The organism is Acinetobacter sp. LoGeW2-3, assembly GCF_002688565.1.
Classification (GTDB): domain Bacteria; phylum Pseudomonadota; class Gammaproteobacteria; order Pseudomonadales; family Moraxellaceae; genus Acinetobacter.
In genome coordinates, this window is sequence record NZ_CP024011.1 from 174,188 (window position 1) to 190,075 (window position 15,888).

The 15,888-nt window shown below is 44.0% G+C and carries 14 protein-coding genes; 8 read left to right on the forward strand and 6 right to left on the reverse strand.

The window, feature by feature from the left end:
* Positions 1–7: 7 nt before the first annotated feature.
* Entirely contained in the window at positions 8–952 is a 945-nt protein-coding gene (gene estB, locus BS636_RS00875) for an esterase EstB (RefSeq protein WP_099337095.1), read from the forward strand.
* Positions 953–964: 12 nt separating this feature from the next.
* Entirely contained in the window at positions 965–1,864 is a 900-nt protein-coding gene (oxyR, locus tag BS636_RS00880) for a LysR family transcriptional regulator OxyR (protein ID WP_099337096.1), read from the forward strand.
* Between the two features lie 114 nt (positions 1,865–1,978).
* Here the strand turns inward: oxyR and ppk1 are convergent, their stop codons facing one another.
* Positions 1,979–4,060 carry a polyphosphate kinase 1 gene (gene ppk1 / locus BS636_RS00885; RefSeq protein WP_099337097.1) on the reverse strand — a complete coding sequence of 694 codons (2,082 nt, stop codon included), beginning with the start codon at positions 4,058–4,060 and terminating at the stop codon, positions 1,979–1,981.
* A gap of 127 nt (positions 4,061–4,187) precedes the next feature.
* Complete coding sequence (gene mtgA / locus BS636_RS00890; RefSeq protein ID WP_099337098.1) at positions 4,188–4,862, reverse strand: monofunctional biosynthetic peptidoglycan transglycosylase; 675 nt, start codon at positions 4,860–4,862, stop codon at positions 4,188–4,190.
* 76 nt (positions 4,863–4,938) lie between these two features.
* On the opposite strand from mtgA, the gene BS636_RS00895 reads away from it, so the two are divergent.
* A complete protein-coding gene (locus BS636_RS00895) occupies positions 4,939–5,757 on the forward strand; it encodes a rhomboid family intramembrane serine protease (RefSeq protein ID WP_099337099.1) in 819 nt (272 codons plus the stop codon).
* Positions 5,758–5,777: 20 nt separating this feature from the next.
* Here BS636_RS00895 and BS636_RS00900 read toward each other — a convergent pair whose 3' ends face one another.
* Complete coding sequence (locus BS636_RS00900) at positions 5,778–8,252, reverse strand: ABC transporter permease (RefSeq protein WP_099337100.1); 2,475 nt, start codon at positions 8,250–8,252, stop codon at positions 5,778–5,780.
* A gap of 1 nt (position 8,253) precedes the next feature.
* Positions 8,254–8,979 (reverse strand): ABC transporter ATP-binding protein, encoded by a 726-nt coding sequence (locus BS636_RS00905; protein WP_004893459.1) that lies wholly within the window; start codon positions 8,977–8,979, stop codon positions 8,254–8,256.
* Positions 8,980–9,057: 78 nt separating this feature from the next.
* Here BS636_RS00905 and BS636_RS00910 point away from each other — a divergent pair, with 78 nt between their 5' ends.
* Entirely contained in the window at positions 9,058–9,624 is a 567-nt protein-coding gene (locus BS636_RS00910) for an arylesterase (RefSeq protein ID WP_416202908.1), read from the forward strand.
* A 35-nt stretch (positions 9,625–9,659) separates the two neighbouring features.
* Here BS636_RS00910 and BS636_RS00915 read toward each other — a convergent pair whose 3' ends face one another.
* The gene (locus BS636_RS00915) at positions 9,660–10,274 is read right to left on the reverse strand and encodes a carbonic anhydrase (RefSeq protein WP_004810892.1); all 615 of its coding nucleotides are present in this window, start codon (positions 10,272–10,274) and stop codon (positions 9,660–9,662) included.
* A 307-nt stretch (positions 10,275–10,581) separates the two neighbouring features.
* On the opposite strand from BS636_RS00915, the gene BS636_RS00920 reads away from it, so the two are divergent.
* Positions 10,582–11,619, forward strand: coding sequence for an alpha/beta fold hydrolase (locus BS636_RS00920; RefSeq protein WP_004893456.1), 1,038 nt, complete (start codon positions 10,582–10,584; stop codon positions 11,617–11,619).
* 14 nt (positions 11,620–11,633) lie between these two features.
* On the forward strand, positions 11,634–12,638 hold the full coding sequence (locus BS636_RS00925) for a hypothetical protein (RefSeq protein ID WP_099337102.1): 1,005 nt from the start codon (positions 11,634–11,636) through the stop codon (positions 12,636–12,638).
* Positions 12,639–12,693: 55 nt separating this feature from the next.
* Here BS636_RS00925 and nfuA read toward each other — a convergent pair whose 3' ends face one another.
* Positions 12,694–13,332 (reverse strand): Fe-S biogenesis protein NfuA, encoded by a 639-nt coding sequence (gene nfuA, locus BS636_RS00930; RefSeq protein WP_099337103.1) that lies wholly within the window; start codon positions 13,330–13,332, stop codon positions 12,694–12,696.
* 160 nt (positions 13,333–13,492) lie between these two features.
* Between nfuA and BS636_RS00935 the strand changes: the two genes are divergently transcribed.
* Positions 13,493–14,110: a rhomboid family intramembrane serine protease gene (locus BS636_RS00935; RefSeq protein WP_099339564.1), complete on the forward strand. Its 618-nt coding sequence runs from the start codon at positions 13,493–13,495 to the stop codon at positions 14,108–14,110.
* Positions 14,111–14,345: 235 nt separating this feature from the next.
* Positions 14,346–15,887 (forward strand): hypothetical protein, encoded by a 1,542-nt coding sequence (locus BS636_RS00940; RefSeq protein WP_099337104.1) that lies wholly within the window; start codon positions 14,346–14,348, stop codon positions 15,885–15,887.
* Position 15,888 lies beyond the last annotated feature (1 nt).

The following is a 15,888-nucleotide window of genomic DNA, read 5'->3' on the forward strand; positions in this document are numbered from 1 at the left end:
ACTTAACATGAATAGTCATGTGCAATCGAGTCTATTACCATCTCCATATACGGCATTCATGCATGAAACCAAGATTGATCTTGGCAATGGGATTGAATTGCATGTCGAAGTGGGTGGTCAGGAGAATCGCCCGACCCTGTTACTGATTATGGGTCTGGGTGCACAGATGCTATATTGGCCAGACTTTTTCTGTAAATCATTTATCGACCAAGGTTTCCGGGTCATTCGTTTTGATAATCGCGATATCGGCTTATCTTCAAAAGTTCATCATAAAGGTCCACGACTGAATACCCTGAAACTGATGGGTCGCTTCGTGTTAGGTCTGGGGAATCAGGGTGCGCCTTATACCCTGTACGACATGGCCGACGATGTCAGTCTGTTGATTGATAAAATGGAACTGGATGAAGTGTATGTCCTCGGTGCTTCGATGGGCGGTATGATTGCCCAGATTCTGGCAGCACGTTATCCTGAAAAAGTAAAAAAGCTGGCCTTGCTATTTACCAGTAACAATCAACCCTTATTACCCCCACCATTTCCAAAACAACTTTTTAGCCTGATTGGCAAACCCGCTTCACATGATGAAGATGGTATTGTCGACCATAGTTTGAAACTGTTTAACATCATTGGCTCACCTGGTTATATCAACCAACTTGAGGCAATGCAGACCGCTCGTAAATTATATAATCGAAGTTATTACCCAGCGGGTGTACTTCAACAGTTTTTAGCAATATTATGTACGGGCTCGTTGCTGCAACTGGATAAGCAAATCCGACATGAGACGCTTGTGGTACATGGTTCTCAAGATCGCTTGCTGCCACCCGGCCATGGTAAGGCTGTTGCGAAAGCAATATCTGGTGCTAAATTTGAATTAATTGATGGAATGGGGCATGATATCCCACCGCATTTTATTCCATATCTTAGCGAATTATTTGCTGATCATTTTAAATCATAAAATTAGGACACTATGGCTGCATTACCATCCCTAAGACAGCTGTCATATCTCGTAACACTGTCTGAGACGCTGCATTTTACAGAAGCTGCCCGTCGTTCATTTGTGACCCAGTCCACCCTGTCGGGCGGGATCATGGAGTTGGAGCGTTTACTCGGTGGCGTTCTTGTTGAACGTGATCGCCAGAATGTACGCTTGACTCCCCTCGGAGAACAAGTGGTTGCACGCGCCCGTGTTCTACTGGCTGATGCTCAGGACTTAATGCGTTTAAGTCGTGAGATGAGTGAACCTTTGACAGGTGATTTGCACTTAGGTGTGATTCCGACCATTGCGCCGTTCATTTTGTCGCAATTACTCGATGAAGTGCATAAGCAGTTACCGAAAATTCAGCTGCATCTGCACGAAGCACAAAGTGAAAAGATTGTCGAAAAACTTGAGCATGGCAACCTGGATATGGTTGTGCTGGCGCTACCTTTTGACACTCGCAGCCTGAAAGTTGCTGAGATTGTGAAAGAAAATCTGTATGTGGTACACCACAAGTCAGATCAGAATGCAGCGAATGCCCATTCATTAGAAGATTTGGATCTTTCTCGTTTAATGTTACTGGAAGAAGGTCATTGTCTACGTGATCATGCTTTAAGTGCATGCCCGATTGGTGAACGTAAGAATGATCACCGTCTAAAAGCAAGTTCATTGCCGACCTTAATCGAGATGGTGTCTTCGAATCTTGGTTTTACCCTGTTGCCTGAAATTGCACTGCATACCAACATGATTAAAGCCAATCCTGATCTTCAGGTAAAACAGATTGCTGCTGCACCAAGCCGTACTCTGGCACTGGTGACACGCAAAAGTACTCCGCTGCAAAGCGAATTTGATGTACTACTACCAATCCTGCAAAAAATCGCACAGCACTAATCATCATATTGCTGACTTAAAAAGGAGCTATCAGGCTCCTTTTTATTTTTAGAACTGAAAATTTAAGATAGAAAAAAGGCTGGATTTCCAGCCTCTTTTTTTAAGATTCAGTACTTATTTAATCGTTTCCAGTAACACACGCTGTGCATTATGTGGTTGTTCACCTTCTGCAGGTTGTGCACGAATCCAAGTTCCATCACTTTGTAGCAACCAGGCTTGCTGATTATCTTTCAGGTAATTCAATAAGCCCTGCTGATAGATGCGTTTCTTCAGCGCTTCATCTTCAATCGGGAAGCAGGCTTCAACCCGGTTAAACAGGTTACGGTCCATCCAGTCGGCACTCGAGCAATAAATACGGGAATTGCCATTATTGCTAAAGTAATACACGCGGGTATGTTCCAGGAAACGACCGACGATGGAACGTACCCGGATATTTTCCGACAAGCCCGGCAAACCTGGACGCAGACAGCAAATCGAACGAATAATCAGGTCAATCTGCACACCCGCCTGTGATGCTTCATACAGCTTATTGATCAGCTGCAGTTCAGTCAGCGCATTCACTTTGACAATGATCTGCGCCTTCTTACCTTCTTTAGCATTGGCAATTTCATTGTCGATGTAATTTACCAGCTGGGCTTGCAAGGTAAATGGCGCATGTAGCAGCTTTTTCAGCTTGGCCATTTTGCCCATACCAGTCAATTCCTGGAAGATCCGGTGCACATCTTCACATAGCTCTTTATCGGTAGTTAGCAGGCCATAATCGGTATAGATGCGCGCATTGCCAGCGTGATAGTTCCCGGTACCAAGATGGACATAGCGCACTAGCTTGTTATTTTCGCGGCGTACGACCAGAATCATTTTGGCATGGGTCTTATAGCCAACGATGCCATACACCACTACTGCCCCTGCTTCTTGCAGGACATTGGCTACGGCGATATTCGATTCCTCATCAAAACGCGCACGCAGTTCGATGACTGCAGTGACTTCCTTACCATTTCGTGCTGCTTCTGCCAGTACCTGGACAATTTCCGAGTCCGCACCGCTACGATATAAAGTCTGTTTGATCGCCAGCACTTGTGGATCACGTGCAGCCTCACGCAGCAATGAAATCACTGGTGAGAAAGATTCATAGGGATGATGCAGCAGAATGTCCTGTTTCTGCATCGCGCTGAAGATATTTTCAGATTTCTTTAAGACCTTGGGTACGATTGGCGTATGCGAGTCATAACGCAAATGAGGACGTTTAAAATTCGACAGCAGACGTGCCAGGTTTACTGGACCGGCAACTTTATACAGCTGCTCATGTTCAAGATCGAACTCTTCCAGCAAGTATTCATAAATATGCTGAGGACAATTTTCAGTGACTTCCAGACGTACTGCACGACCAAAACGGCGTGAGTTCAACTCACCTTTTAAGGCAATCGCCAGATCTTCGACATCTTCGTTTAAAGCCAAATCAGCATTACGGGTCACGCGGAACTGATAGCATCCGGTTGCAGTCATACCCGGGAACAAGTCGGAGACATGTTCATGGATAATGGCTGAAAGCATGACATGATGTTCTTTCCCACCCGTTAGTTCATCCGGCAAACGCACTACACGTGGCAATGAACGCGGTGCAGGAACAACAGCTAGGTCGATCTGACGACCAAAAGCGTCCTTCCCTTCTAGCGTCACAATAAAGTTCAGGGATTTATTCACTAAACGTGGGAATGGATGAGCAGGATCTAGACTAATCGGCGTTAAGACCGGTGCTACCTGTTCCTGGAAATATTTTTTCACCCATTGCGACTGTGCTGGCGTCAGTTCACCACGGCGCAGAAAACAGATATCTTCTTCACGCAGTTTAGGCAGAATTTCTTCATTTAAAATTCGGTACTGACGTTCAATCGCGGCATGTGCAGTTTTGGAAATCTGATCCAGCACCTGTTTCGGCGTTAAACCATCCGGACTGCGGCTTTCATTGCCCAGATCCAGCTGTTCCATGACACCCGCAACACGAATCTCAAAAAACTCATCCAGATTACGTGAGAAAATCAGCAGAAAATTCATGCGTTCAAGTAGTGGATGCAAAGGATCGACAGCCTGTTCCAGGACACGCAAATGAAAGTCCAGAATAGACAGTTCCCGGTTAATGTAACGGTCATTATAAGTATATTCAGTCTGTACTGAAGGGCTGCTGGCTGCCGTATTCATATCGAACCTTTTAATCTTTTTAAAGCCTGAGTCAATAGTATCAGTATGCTTTAAATTTATGACAATTTCATAAAAAAAGCCCGAATTCTCGGGCTTTATGGTGATTTTTTATAACCAATCTTTACCATTAAGGTAATTCTGCATAACGCATATAACGCTGGATCATGCGCTTACGTGCTTTCAAGGCAGAAGCATTACGATTTTCCTCAAAATATTTCGGATTGGTTAAAATCGCCGCCAAGAAAATAGCTTCTTCCCGAGTCAGACTTTTCGAAGTTTTACCAAAATAATGCTTGGCTGCTGCTTCTACCCCGTAAATATGATGACCAAACTCAATTGAGTTCAAATACACCTCAAGGATCCGTTGTTTCGACCACATGCGTTCCATCATCCAAGTGGCAACTGCTTCCTGACCTTTACGCAGAAAAGAACGTTTATTAAACAGGAACAGATTTTTTGCTAGCTGCTGGGAAATAGTAGAACCACCTGCAACTACTTTACCCTGCTCTTTATTCCGGCTCAAAGCCGTCTGAATCCCATCCCAGTCAAAACCATGGTGATGTACAAATTTGCCATCTTCCGCAGTCACCACTGCTTTTTTCAGATTGGTACTAATCTCGTCATAAGGACGCCATTGATGCTGAATCGGTTTAGAGGGTTCAGTCCAGTAATCAAGTCGCATCATCATGGTGGTATTGACCGGATTGAAACGCCACCAAGCCAGACTGGCAAAGATCCAGAGTTGAATGCATAACACCACACTGAACAGCAGCAAGAATACTCGGATCAGAAAAGCTTTCATGTCAGTGTGTTACTCCTGAAGATGTCATTTTTCGTGTTAAGCTTATTTGAAATATCTCATACAGCGCAAGAATAGCATGTCTGAATACGCACCTCCTTCCATTCACCGTAAACTGGACGTCCACGCCTGGTGGTTTACTGCAGTATTGATTGCAGTGAATGTCGGATTATTTGTCTGGCAGATTCTGACCGGCACCGATGCCAGTCATCCGAGTACGCAAGATGCTATCCGCTGGGGTGCTGATTATGCACCTTTGACTTATCTGGCGGAACCCATTCGCGTGTTCAGCAGCATGTTTTTTCATTTTGGCCTGATTCATTTAATGTTGAACATGTGGGCGCTGTATATTTTTGGTAGCGTCTCAGAACAGCTGTTTGGACGCTGGTATTTCGTTGGTCTTTATCTCTGTGCTGGACTGATGGGCAGTCTGTTCAGCGGTTATATGAATATTCAGGATAGTTATGCCTTAATTGAAGGCGGTGTCGCCAATCCGGGGCTTTTACCGAGCGTGAGTGCTGGTGCCTCAGGTGCAGTGATGGGCTTAGGTGGCGCGTTGACGATCTTATCGATTCTGCCAATTCTTCCACGCCAGCGCTTTATCCTTGATAAAAAAACCTTGCTGATGGTGATGGGGATCAACCTGTTTATGGGCTTTATGATTGCCGGCATCAATAATGCTGCACATATAGGCGGGATGATTATGGGCGCTGTGCTGGCAGCACTGTGGTATGCCGGACAAAAATTACAACGTGCTAATTTCATTCAATTGATCGCTCTCATAGCCACCCTCGCTGCCTGTTATGGACTCTATCAATATAACCTTGCTCTTATTGAGCCTATTGAGCCACTCTGGCAGGAAATTCTGGAGATGATGCGTCAGCAGTTAAAGCTGTAACTGACGCATCTTCCTAGGTCTTATTGATTCAACTCACGCAGACTTTGCAACGGTGGAATATCACTGAGATAACTCAATCGATAGCGACCAATCAAGGCACAAAGCAACGTCATAAAGATCGGTAGAATCAGCCAGATTTCCCAATGTGGCTGAATCGGCAATTCCATGCGGTAACTGGCGACGGCGCTAATCACTTCAGCAAATAGACAAGATACAATTCCGGCACATAGACCAATAAAACCAATTTCCACACTGAGCATGGTTTTCAATTTTTGCTTGGAACTTCCGAATGAGCGAAGTAAAGCCACCTCCCGCTTGCGTTCATCCATGAGCAGATTCAGACAGGCAATCAGAACCAGTATTCCGGCCACACTCACCAGTAAGGCCAAGATCGTCACGATCTGCACCAGTACATTCACAATACGCTTGATCTCGTTCAGAATCAGGCTGACATCGATAAAGACCGTATTAGAAAACTGCTGGATCAGCTGAACCAGTTTTGGTCGTTCCTGTTCCGGCACATAGAAACTGCCCAGATAACTACCGGCATTGGCATCCATGGTATTCGGAGTAAAGATAAAGAAGAAATTCGGACTAAAGCTTTCCCACTCCACACTACGCAGATTCACCACTTTGGCTTCTAGTGGTCCCTCAGGTAAGCTAAACGTCAGCTTATCTCCAATCTTGATTCCCAGTTCTTCCGCAGTCGTGGCTTCAACTGAAACTTCTCCCGGCTGTTTCAATTGCGCTTCGCCAGTTAAAATCACATTATCTTGTGGATACTGATCGGTCTGGGTCAGGTTCAGTTCACGGCGTAGTGTATTACTCTTCTTGACTAACTCTGCAGCAAATGGCTGATCATTCTTGGCAATCAGACGGCCACGAATATTCGGATATAGCGGCGTACTGTTCCAGCCATTTTGCTCTAACTCGGCCCTCAACTGCGGCATCTCAAAAGGCGGCAAACCATAGACAAACTGGTTCGGTGTACCTTCTGGTAACTGCTGTTGCCAGCGTTCCAGCAGATCGGTACGCAATACGGCTAATACAGTAATCAGACTCAGGCCCAGTGCCAAAGCGGTGATCTGTAACGCAGTCTGATACGGTGTCCGTACATAAGCGGAAATCCGGGATTTTGTATTACGCAGGACTTTCAGCAATCCCCATACGGTGAGATACAGCACAGCACAAAGCAGAATAATGGCGCCAATCACCCAAGCCGTTAATACAATATTCTCGGTGAGCACCACACTGAAAATAATCAGGCTCAGTGTCCCACTCACCAGCATCCACAACATGGAATGTACGGATTTTTCTTCCTGACGGATAACCCGGATTGGTGCAGTATTGAGTAGTTGCCACAAACTTGGCAGCACAAAACCAAGCAATACCACAGCACTGGTCAGCATCGCAATCGGCAATGGACCTGATAGCATTGCCATCGCCGAGAATTGCAGCTGCAGATGTGGAATCAGCTGTAACATGAGTTGCAGCAAAGCATAACCTAAACTGATGCCAACAATGGTGCCTATGAGCATCGCGATTGCCAGTACCAGTCCAAGTAATGCCAGATAAGCCGCCAGAATTTGCTGTTTCGTCGCGCCGATACAACGCATTAACGCAATATGATCCTGATTCTGCTGTACATAGCGCTGTGCGGTTAAGGCAATCGCGATACCACAAAGCAAGATGGTCAAAATATTTGCCAACTGCAAAAAGGTATCCAGATTAGCAATCGGCTTCATCAAACGGGTATTGCTTTCACTGGCATTTCTTAGACGCAGACTATTCTGCTCCTCAAACTGTTGTTCCTCAGCTTCTGTATCCACACCCGGTTTAACAATCTTCTTAAAGTCTTTTTGATAGGTTTGAACACTGTCCGGATCACCTGCCATGAGCAGACGATAATCAATCCGGCTACCGACCTGAATCGCATTGGTTCGTGCCACATCTGCCTGAGAGATAATTACGGTCGGTGAGAAACCCGAGAAGCCTAATTCCTGATTAGAGTCATAGTCAATCACGGCAGTAATCTTGAATGAGGCATCGGCAATATTGACCTGATCCCCCACTTTAACTTTGAGCAGATCCATGGCACGCTGACTGAGCCAGATTTCACCCGGTTTTAGCTGTTTCGCTTCGGGTTTGACCCGCAAATCTCCTCTCAAAGGGAAAGATGAATCAATGGCTTTGACATTGACCATGACAAATTCGTCATTGGTATGTGCCATACTGCCAAATACAGTAACCTCCGATTGCTGCAAACCCAGCTGATCAGCCTTTTCACGCCAGGTATCTTCGATTGGCTCATTATTACTAAGCAGCAGATCTCCAGCCAGCATTTCCGCTGCTTGCAATGCCACGGCATTCTGAATCTGCTCATTACTGAACTTAAGCGCTGTGGTCGCGCTAATTGCTAGGGTCAAAGCAATGATTAGCAGATAAATGCCCGTAGTCTTAAAACTTTGAGTCAGTAAAGGACGGAAGAGGTTCATATCATCCTCCATTCACATGTTCAGTCAACTGACCATTGCTTAACTCAAAATGACGCTGGCATAGTTGTGCCAGTTTCTGGTCATGGGTCACGAGAATTAAAGTGGTACCCAATTCATGGTTTAACTGAAATAACAGCTGTTCAATTTCCTTGGCGGTCTCCCCATCCAGATTTCCAGTCGGTTCATCAGCAAAAATAATTTTTGGCTCACTCACCAAAGCACGGGCAATCGCAACACGTTGCTGTTCCCCGCCAGAAAGCACTTTAGGGGTTTGCTGGGCCTGACGGTCCAGCCCTACTCTTTGCAACAGATTCAACGCTTTTTGTTCAGCTGCGGCATAATTGAAGTTTGGCTGTAAACGCAAGGGCAACATCACATTTTCTAATGCAGTCAGATGTGGCAACAGCTGAAAAGACTGAAATACAAAACCGATATTTTCCAGTCTGACCTTGGCTCGCTGTTCTTCATTCATTTCAGTAATGGATTCGCCACAGACCTGTAACTGACCTGAACTGGCCTGATCCAGGGTTGCCAGTATGCCCAGTAAGGTGGATTTTCCAGAGCCGGATCGTCCTGTAATCGCCACCTGTTCTCCAGCCAGAATCTCCAGATTGAGGTCCTCAAAAATCGTCAACTGTTTTTGTGATAGTTGTATCTTTTGTGTCAATTGTTGAGCAGAAATTATTGGCTGTGGCATGATGGTAGCTTTCTGGCGATCTTGAATCATACTTTTCCTATGCATCTGAATATTCAAATTCTAAAGTCTTATTTATTCCGCAGCTTAGCACTGTTTGGCCTGTGCCTGATGCCGGTGCTGGTTTCAGCAAAGACCATTATGATTCTGGGTGACAGCTTAAGTGCGGGTTATGGTATTCAACCTGAACAGGGTTGGGTCAATCTGTTGCAAAAACGTTTAAACCAACAGTATCCGAAACAGTATAAAGTGGTCAATGCAAGTGTAAGCGGCGAAACCACCAGCGGTGCACTGGCACGTCTGCCTAAACTGCTCCAGACCCATAAGCCACATATTGTCGTTATTGAACTGGGTGGTAATGATGGCCTACGTGGTCAGCCGCCACAGATGATTCAGAAAAATCTGGCAAATCTGGTTCAGCAAAGTCAGAAAGCCAAAGCAAAAGTCATTCTTTTTGGCATGAAAATGCCGCCAAATTATGGTCAAAGTTATACAAAAGCTTTTGAAAATAATTACAAGGTGGTGAGCCAGCAATATAAAGTGAAATTGTTACCATTCTTTTTGAATGGGGTGGCAGGAAATAAAAACTTGATGCAACAGGATCTGGTACATCCAAATGCCAAGGCACAAAGTATCCTGTTAAATAATGCTTATCCATATATTAAAGGCGCCCTCTAAGGCGCCTTTAATATCATTCATTCTTAAAATTCAAATTAGAAATCAAAAAAGGTGACTTCACCAGTTTCCAGTGAGTATTCAGCACCCACCACCAGTAATTTGCCTTGTGCAATGAGATTTTCCAGTACTGCTGAACCATGACGTAACTGGTTCACAGAAGCAAATACATTCGAACGTACTGCATGCTTAGACAGTTTGTTCAGGTCATCCTTCAGTTCAGTCTGCATCAGAATTTCAACTGATGGACGTACACGGTTAACAATTGACATCAGATTTGCAGATGGCGGAGTTGCCGGATTGGTCAGTGCTTCAATCGTAGAATGAATTGCGCCACAATGTGTATGACCTAAAACAATGACTACAGGACAACCAAAGCTTTCTGCAGCAAACTCAACACTACCAACCTGAGACGGCGCGACAATATTCCCTGCTACGCGAATGACAAACAGATCACCCAAACCTTGGTCAAATACCATTTCTGCTGGCACACGTGAATCTGAACATCCTAAAACAATAGCAAATGGTTCCTGACTTTCTGCCATTTCAGCACGTTGCTGATGCGATAATAATTTTAAATGCTGCGTTTCACCGTTGACAAAGCGTTGGTTACCCTTTTTAAGACGTTCTATAGCTTCCTGAGCTGTGAGCATTCGTGTTTACCACCGTTGTTTTAAGTTGCAATATCTTAATCCTCTGATTTATGAATGTCACTTGCAAAAAATCAGCTTGTCTAAATTTCTATCAGTGGACCTGCATCACACTAATATTTCAATTTATGATCAGAGTTCACATGAAAACTGATTTTTTTTCACTTATGCGAATAACTTATTGGTGACATTACTTCACAATTATTTACAATAGAAATAACTCTATAATTTTATCCGAACAAGGTGGATTTGCTTCAGGATAAAACTGTTTTGAACAGTACACTGGATGCAAGACAAGGAATGTGACGCCATGATAAGAAAATTAATAAAGCGCTCAAAATTACTCTGCGCCATGACTCTAATATTAGCCCCAAGCTTCAGCACACTAAGTCAGGCCCAAGTCAGTTTTCCTACGCGTGCTCAGCCAAGTAATAATATTCTTAGCCAGTATCTGGTTCAGGAACGGCTACAGGCGGGTCTGAAAAGCAAAACACTGAAAGTCGGTCATATTTCCTGGAGCTATAACGAGGGCGGGAATGTCAATAAACCGTCTATTTTACTGATTCATGGTCTGGCGGGCACCAAAGACGACTGGAATCGTGTCGCACGGTTTCTTACCCCTTATTATCATGTGATCGTTCCCGATTTACCCAATAATGGTGACACCCGTACACCTGCAGATTTTGATTTCTCAGTACCGAATGTAACCTCTCAACTGCGTATCTTTCTGGAAGCTTTGGATGTCAATGAGAATCTGCATGTTGCTGGACATTCTCTAGGGGGGTCGATTGCCACAGTTTATGCTTCTCAATATCCTTTCGATACGCAAAGCCTGTTCTTACTGAATAGTGCCGGAATCTATAAAAACGCCAATACGCGCTATACTCGTGATCCATATGCTTTAAAGAACCTGATTGTAAGCAAACCGGGAGATCTGGAAGATGTCAGTCATAAACTGATGCAGCATCCGCCTGCTCTCTCAGATCAGTTAAAACATGCCCAGGAAAAACTGCTGATTTCCCGTTCCGAGCAGACCAGCAAAGCTATTGATCAAATTGTCATGCTGAGCCGGATCTACACGCCGGAAACATTTGCTCGTTTGACCCGTACTGTAGAAGCACCAACGTTGATTTTATGGGGTAAGCAGGATCGTATTATTAATGTTGAAGTGGCTAAAGAGCTGCACTCCCTATTTAAACGTGCCGAAACACCAGTGATCCTGAACAATGTCGGTCATATACCGATTCTTGAAGCAGAAAGACAGGTTGCACAGTATTATTTACCTTTTCTTGCAAAGACACAGACCCTAAAAAATCCACTTGCTGATAAACTCATCCCTTTAAATTAACTTTTAGAATCAATATGCAGAAACACCCGATGATTGAGCAATTGATCGAAGCTCAGCTTGACTTTCTAGATCAGTCATTTGCTCAATCTGAAACGATTCAAAATGAGTTTCAGACCTTTTATCTCTGGTTCCGCAAACAGACCCTGAAAGATCTGTGGAGTCCGATGCAAATTAACCTGCTATTGCAAAAACAAATATTAGGCACAGCAGCCAGCTCTTTTCTGATTGAACAGATTGCAGAACATATCCGTTTTGCTCTGGTCCACCCTGCAAATGACAATACCAAGATTGCCGATGTGATTCCTGTACTGACCATTGATAAGATTGCTCAGTATGTCGCAAGTAAAAGTGGTCATCGTCAGCGCCTGATCAAGAAAGTGGTGAATAATCCCGCCTTCTCTGCCATGATCAGCCAATTGATCCAGCATTCAATTCAGGATTATCTGGATAATTCGGTGATTGCCAAGAGTGTACCGGGCGTTTCCCGCTTTATGAAAATGGGCAAGTCTGTACTGGAAAATGTCACCGATACCAGTCTGGACAATACTATTGCCAAATACCTGCAAAAGAATATTCTGAAGTTGGGTCAGCTCAGTGAAAATATTCTAAACCAGCATTTTGATGATGAAAAACTGTATCACTTTCAGGCGAATCTTTGGCACAAAATCAAAGATATGCCACTGTCTGTATTGAAGAACTATATTGAAGTGCAAGATCTGAATCAGACGGTGAATTTAGGCCATGAGGTCTGGGACCATATTCGCCAGACTGATTATCTCCAACAACAGGTACATGACGGCGTACATGCCTGGTATGTACGCAATCAAGAACATACGTTTGATCTACTGCTTCGTGACCTAAATATTGATGAATCCCTGATTCAGCATGAGTTGAATGAATTACTGGTTCCTGTAATTCAACAGATGATTTCTCAAGGTTATTTACGCACACGTGCTCGTCTGTACTTAGAAAAATTTTATTATTCAAATCAAACTTTAGATATCTTAAAGTTAAAATAAATGCATTAAAAAGCCCAGATCATTCTGGGCTTTTTTGGAAATAATGCAGTGATGCTTATTTCATGTAGGCGCCTTCTGACTGGCTGTGGTCAGTTTGGTCAACCACGTGTGCCAATTCAGGAATATGCTGTTTCAGCGTTGTTTCCACACCTTGTTTTAGGGTGATATCAATTGCTGAACAACCTTGGCAACCGCCACCAAACTTAAGAACCGCTGTTAAACCATGTTCAGGGTTTTCTTTCACTTCTACCAATGCACAGTTACCACCGTGACCTGCTAGGCCTGGGTTGATTTCTGACTGAAGTACGTAAGTAATACGCTCTTCTACAGATGCATCAGGGCCCACACGTGGCACTTTAGAGTTTGGTGCACGGAAAGTTAGCTGACCACCAAAACGGTCTTTGTTGTAATCAATCACTGCATCCAGCAAATAAGGAATAGACGGTCTATCGATGTACGCAGGGAATTCTGGATAATCCTGTTTGTAATCTGTCGGTACAACTTCATCTGGTGCACTATAAGCCATGCAACATTCAGCGCGCGGTGTACCCGGATTTTCCACAAAAACACGTACACCAATACCTGGTGTATTTTGCTTTTCCAGTAGATCCTTTAAATACTCTTGTGCAGTCGGTGTAATCAATAGATTTGGAATTTCTTCTGTAACTGCAGTGCTGCTGTTCTCAGTCGACATAACAATAATTTCCTCAAGCTGAAGCTGCTATTTTAACTGAAGATGCGGGGTAAATTTAAAATTTCAACTAAAATTGTCGGATTTATTATAAAAGTACTACCTAAATGTCAGAATAATGGCAAGATTGAGTATCACCACTTCAGAATTAGAACTGCCAGATATGTTGCATTTACCCTTTAATCATACCGTTACCCTTATTCTGATTACCTGCATTATCTCCTTTATCGCATTTTCCAAAGAACAGGTCATGAACCGTCTGATTTTCTGGCCACCAGCGATTCAGCGTGGCCAGTATGACCGTTTCATTTCGCATGGCTTTATTCATGCCGATGGCACACATCTACTGTTCAATATGATTACGCTGTTTTTCTTTGGCAGCATTATTGAGAGCTTTTACCGCCAGTACCTTTATGATCTGGGCTTTGTTTTGTTCTACTTAGGTGGTCTGATTGCCGCGATTGTTCCGAGTTATCTTCAAAATAAAAATAATCCACGTTGGGCCAGCCTAGGTGCTTCAGGCGCAGTATCGGCAGTGCTGTTTGCCTATATCCTGTTTGAGCCGTGGAAACTGATTTTTGTATTCTTTATTCCAGTACCAGCGATTATTTTTGCGGTGCTTTATGTGGCATATAGTGTTTGGTCTGGCAAACGCGGTAATAGCAATATCAATCACAGTGCCCACCTTTGGGGTGCGGCTTATGGTGTGATTATGACCATTATCCTGGAACCTCGACTGATTCCACATTTCCTGAATAAACTGGCGCAACTTCCTTTCTAAATTCTTTGATTCATCAAGGGATAGTTACTATCCCTTTTTTAATCATTATCAAAGCTAATGCAAATTAAATTTTAAACAAGTAATGAAAAGGAAACTGTGTGTTTCCCTTTTACTTGAAACATCTCGTAATAATTTCCAAAGTCAGGATGTCATATATTGCCAACCTTGGACTAAATTTTGCAGCGATAATGTTTACATCTGTATATTAATTGCTGTAAATCGCGAGATATTTTGCATGTCCACTTCCCTAGACGGTCTTCAATTCCCCATTTCCAATCCACAACAAAAACCAAGCACATCGAAAATCGGCCGTAACATCATTTCTGAAGCCTTAGGCGCAGTTGATCCTGTGCATGCCACCGCAGCGCAACAGGAAAAAAACTGGCGTAAGCAATATCCGGTTCACTTCAAGCATTTGGTTGAAGATGGACTGCGCTCTCAAGGTGCAGCACTCAGCATTGCTAAGCAAGGTTTAGAAACGGCGCATTGCAGCTTTGAGTTTTACCGTGATGGTCAGAAGCATCTGCTAAAAGATGTGATGTCTCTGCCTGCGCAGAACCTGAATACTTTCCAGCTGAAAGATCAGTCTGACAAACCCCCAGAATGGTATGTACCTTACCATGGTAAAAAGCTGCAAGGACAAGCATTACTGGATCAGATCCAGTCTTGGGAAGAACGCGGCATTGTCGAGCCAAGTCATGCCAATGCCTTGCGTGAATGTATTGCCCATCCGGAATGGTTTGACCTATCTGATCGTACCACTGTTCTATTTGGGGCTGCTTCTGAAGCAGGCCCACTAACCTGGCTGTCTAAATGGAAAGCCAATATTGTCGCGATTGACCTGCCGAATACCCGTGTCTGGGGCAAGATTCTGGATACGGTGAGTCAAGGTAATGCGACTTTATATGCACCATCAGTTGAAGCGCTGCCAGCTGATACTTCACTAGACATTTTAAAAGAAAAACTAGGGGCTAACCTGCTCACCCAAATTCCTGAAATTGCCCAATGGCTGATTCAGTTCAAACAGGATCTGGATCTGGCTGCGATTGCCTATCTGGACGGTGAAAAGCACGTACGTGTTTCTATGGCAATGGATGCCATTATGAAATATGTCAGTGAGCAAAAAGCCAATACTAGCCTGATGTATATGTGTACCCCAACGGATGTGTACGCAGTTCCTGAAGAAGTGGTTCAAGCTTCACAAAGCAAATATCAACATCTTTCCAAAATTGAAAGTACGTTAACCAAAGGTATTTCACTGATTTCACACAAGCACTTTTTCCAGAAGAATGAGCAGGATCTGTTCAAGGTTGGCGACAAGTCTTATGGTGTTTGCGACTGTTTGGTGGTTGAGCAAGGTCCAAATTATGCATTAGCTAAACGCATCCAGCAATGGCGTGCAACGCTAGCACGTGCCAATGGTCAGCGTGTCAGCATCAATATTGCACCTTCGACGACGACTTATTCAGTGACCAAGAATCCGTTATTAAAAGCTGCATTTAACGGTGCTAGCCTGTTTGATGTAGAAGCTTTTGCACCAGAAACCACCAATGCGGTTATGGCTGCCCTTTGGATTCATGACCTGCGTAATACTGAGTCAGTCGCCAATCCTAATGTAAAACTCAATCATCCTTTAGAGCTGATGATGTTTGGTGCGAATCATGGCGGTTTATGGCGTGTGGCTTATTTGGCGCGTACTGCTCTGCCTTTTGCTGCGTTGTATGGTTTTGCAACGGATAAATTACCGAAGGGATTGTTAGGTAAGTTGAAGAAGTGAT

What these genes read in the sequence shown, in the direction of transcription:
- BS636_RS00895 (WP_099337099.1), top strand. Translation starts at nt 4,939, where the DNA reads ATGTCTGAATACGCACCTCCTTCCATTCACCGTAAACTGGACGTCCAC.
- mtgA (WP_099337098.1), bottom strand. Translation starts at nt 4,862, where the DNA reads ATGAAAGCTTTTCTGATCCGAGTATTCTTGCTGCTGTTCAGTGTGGTG.
- BS636_RS00905 (WP_004893459.1), bottom strand. Translation starts at nt 8,979, where the DNA reads ATGATTCAAGATCGCCAGAAAGCTACCATCATGCCACAGCCAATAATT.
- estB (WP_099337095.1), top strand. Translation starts at nt 8, where the DNA reads ATGAATAGTCATGTGCAATCGAGTCTATTACCATCTCCATATACGGCA.
- nfuA (WP_099337103.1), bottom strand. Translation starts at nt 13,332, where the DNA reads ATGTCGACTGAGAACAGCAGCACTGCAGTTACAGAAGAAATTCCAAAT.
- BS636_RS00935 (WP_099339564.1), top strand. Translation starts at nt 13,493, where the DNA reads ATGTTGCATTTACCCTTTAATCATACCGTTACCCTTATTCTGATTACC.
- oxyR (WP_099337096.1), top strand. Translation starts at nt 965, where the DNA reads ATGGCTGCATTACCATCCCTAAGACAGCTGTCATATCTCGTAACACTG.
- BS636_RS00900 (WP_099337100.1), bottom strand. Translation starts at nt 8,252, where the DNA reads ATGAACCTCTTCCGTCCTTTACTGACTCAAAGTTTTAAGACTACGGGC.
- BS636_RS00940 (WP_099337104.1), top strand. Translation starts at nt 14,346, where the DNA reads ATGTCCACTTCCCTAGACGGTCTTCAATTCCCCATTTCCAATCCACAA.
- BS636_RS00915 (WP_004810892.1), bottom strand. Translation starts at nt 10,274, where the DNA reads ATGCTCACAGCTCAGGAAGCTATAGAACGTCTTAAAAAGGGTAACCAA.
- BS636_RS00910 (WP_416202908.1), top strand. Translation starts at nt 9,058, where the DNA reads ATGCCGGTGCTGGTTTCAGCAAAGACCATTATGATTCTGGGTGACAGC.
- ppk1 (WP_099337097.1), bottom strand. Translation starts at nt 4,060, where the DNA reads ATGAATACGGCAGCCAGCAGCCCTTCAGTACAGACTGAATATACTTAT.
- BS636_RS00920 (WP_004893456.1), top strand. Translation starts at nt 10,582, where the DNA reads ATGATAAGAAAATTAATAAAGCGCTCAAAATTACTCTGCGCCATGACT.
- BS636_RS00925 (WP_099337102.1), top strand. Translation starts at nt 11,634, where the DNA reads ATGCAGAAACACCCGATGATTGAGCAATTGATCGAAGCTCAGCTTGAC.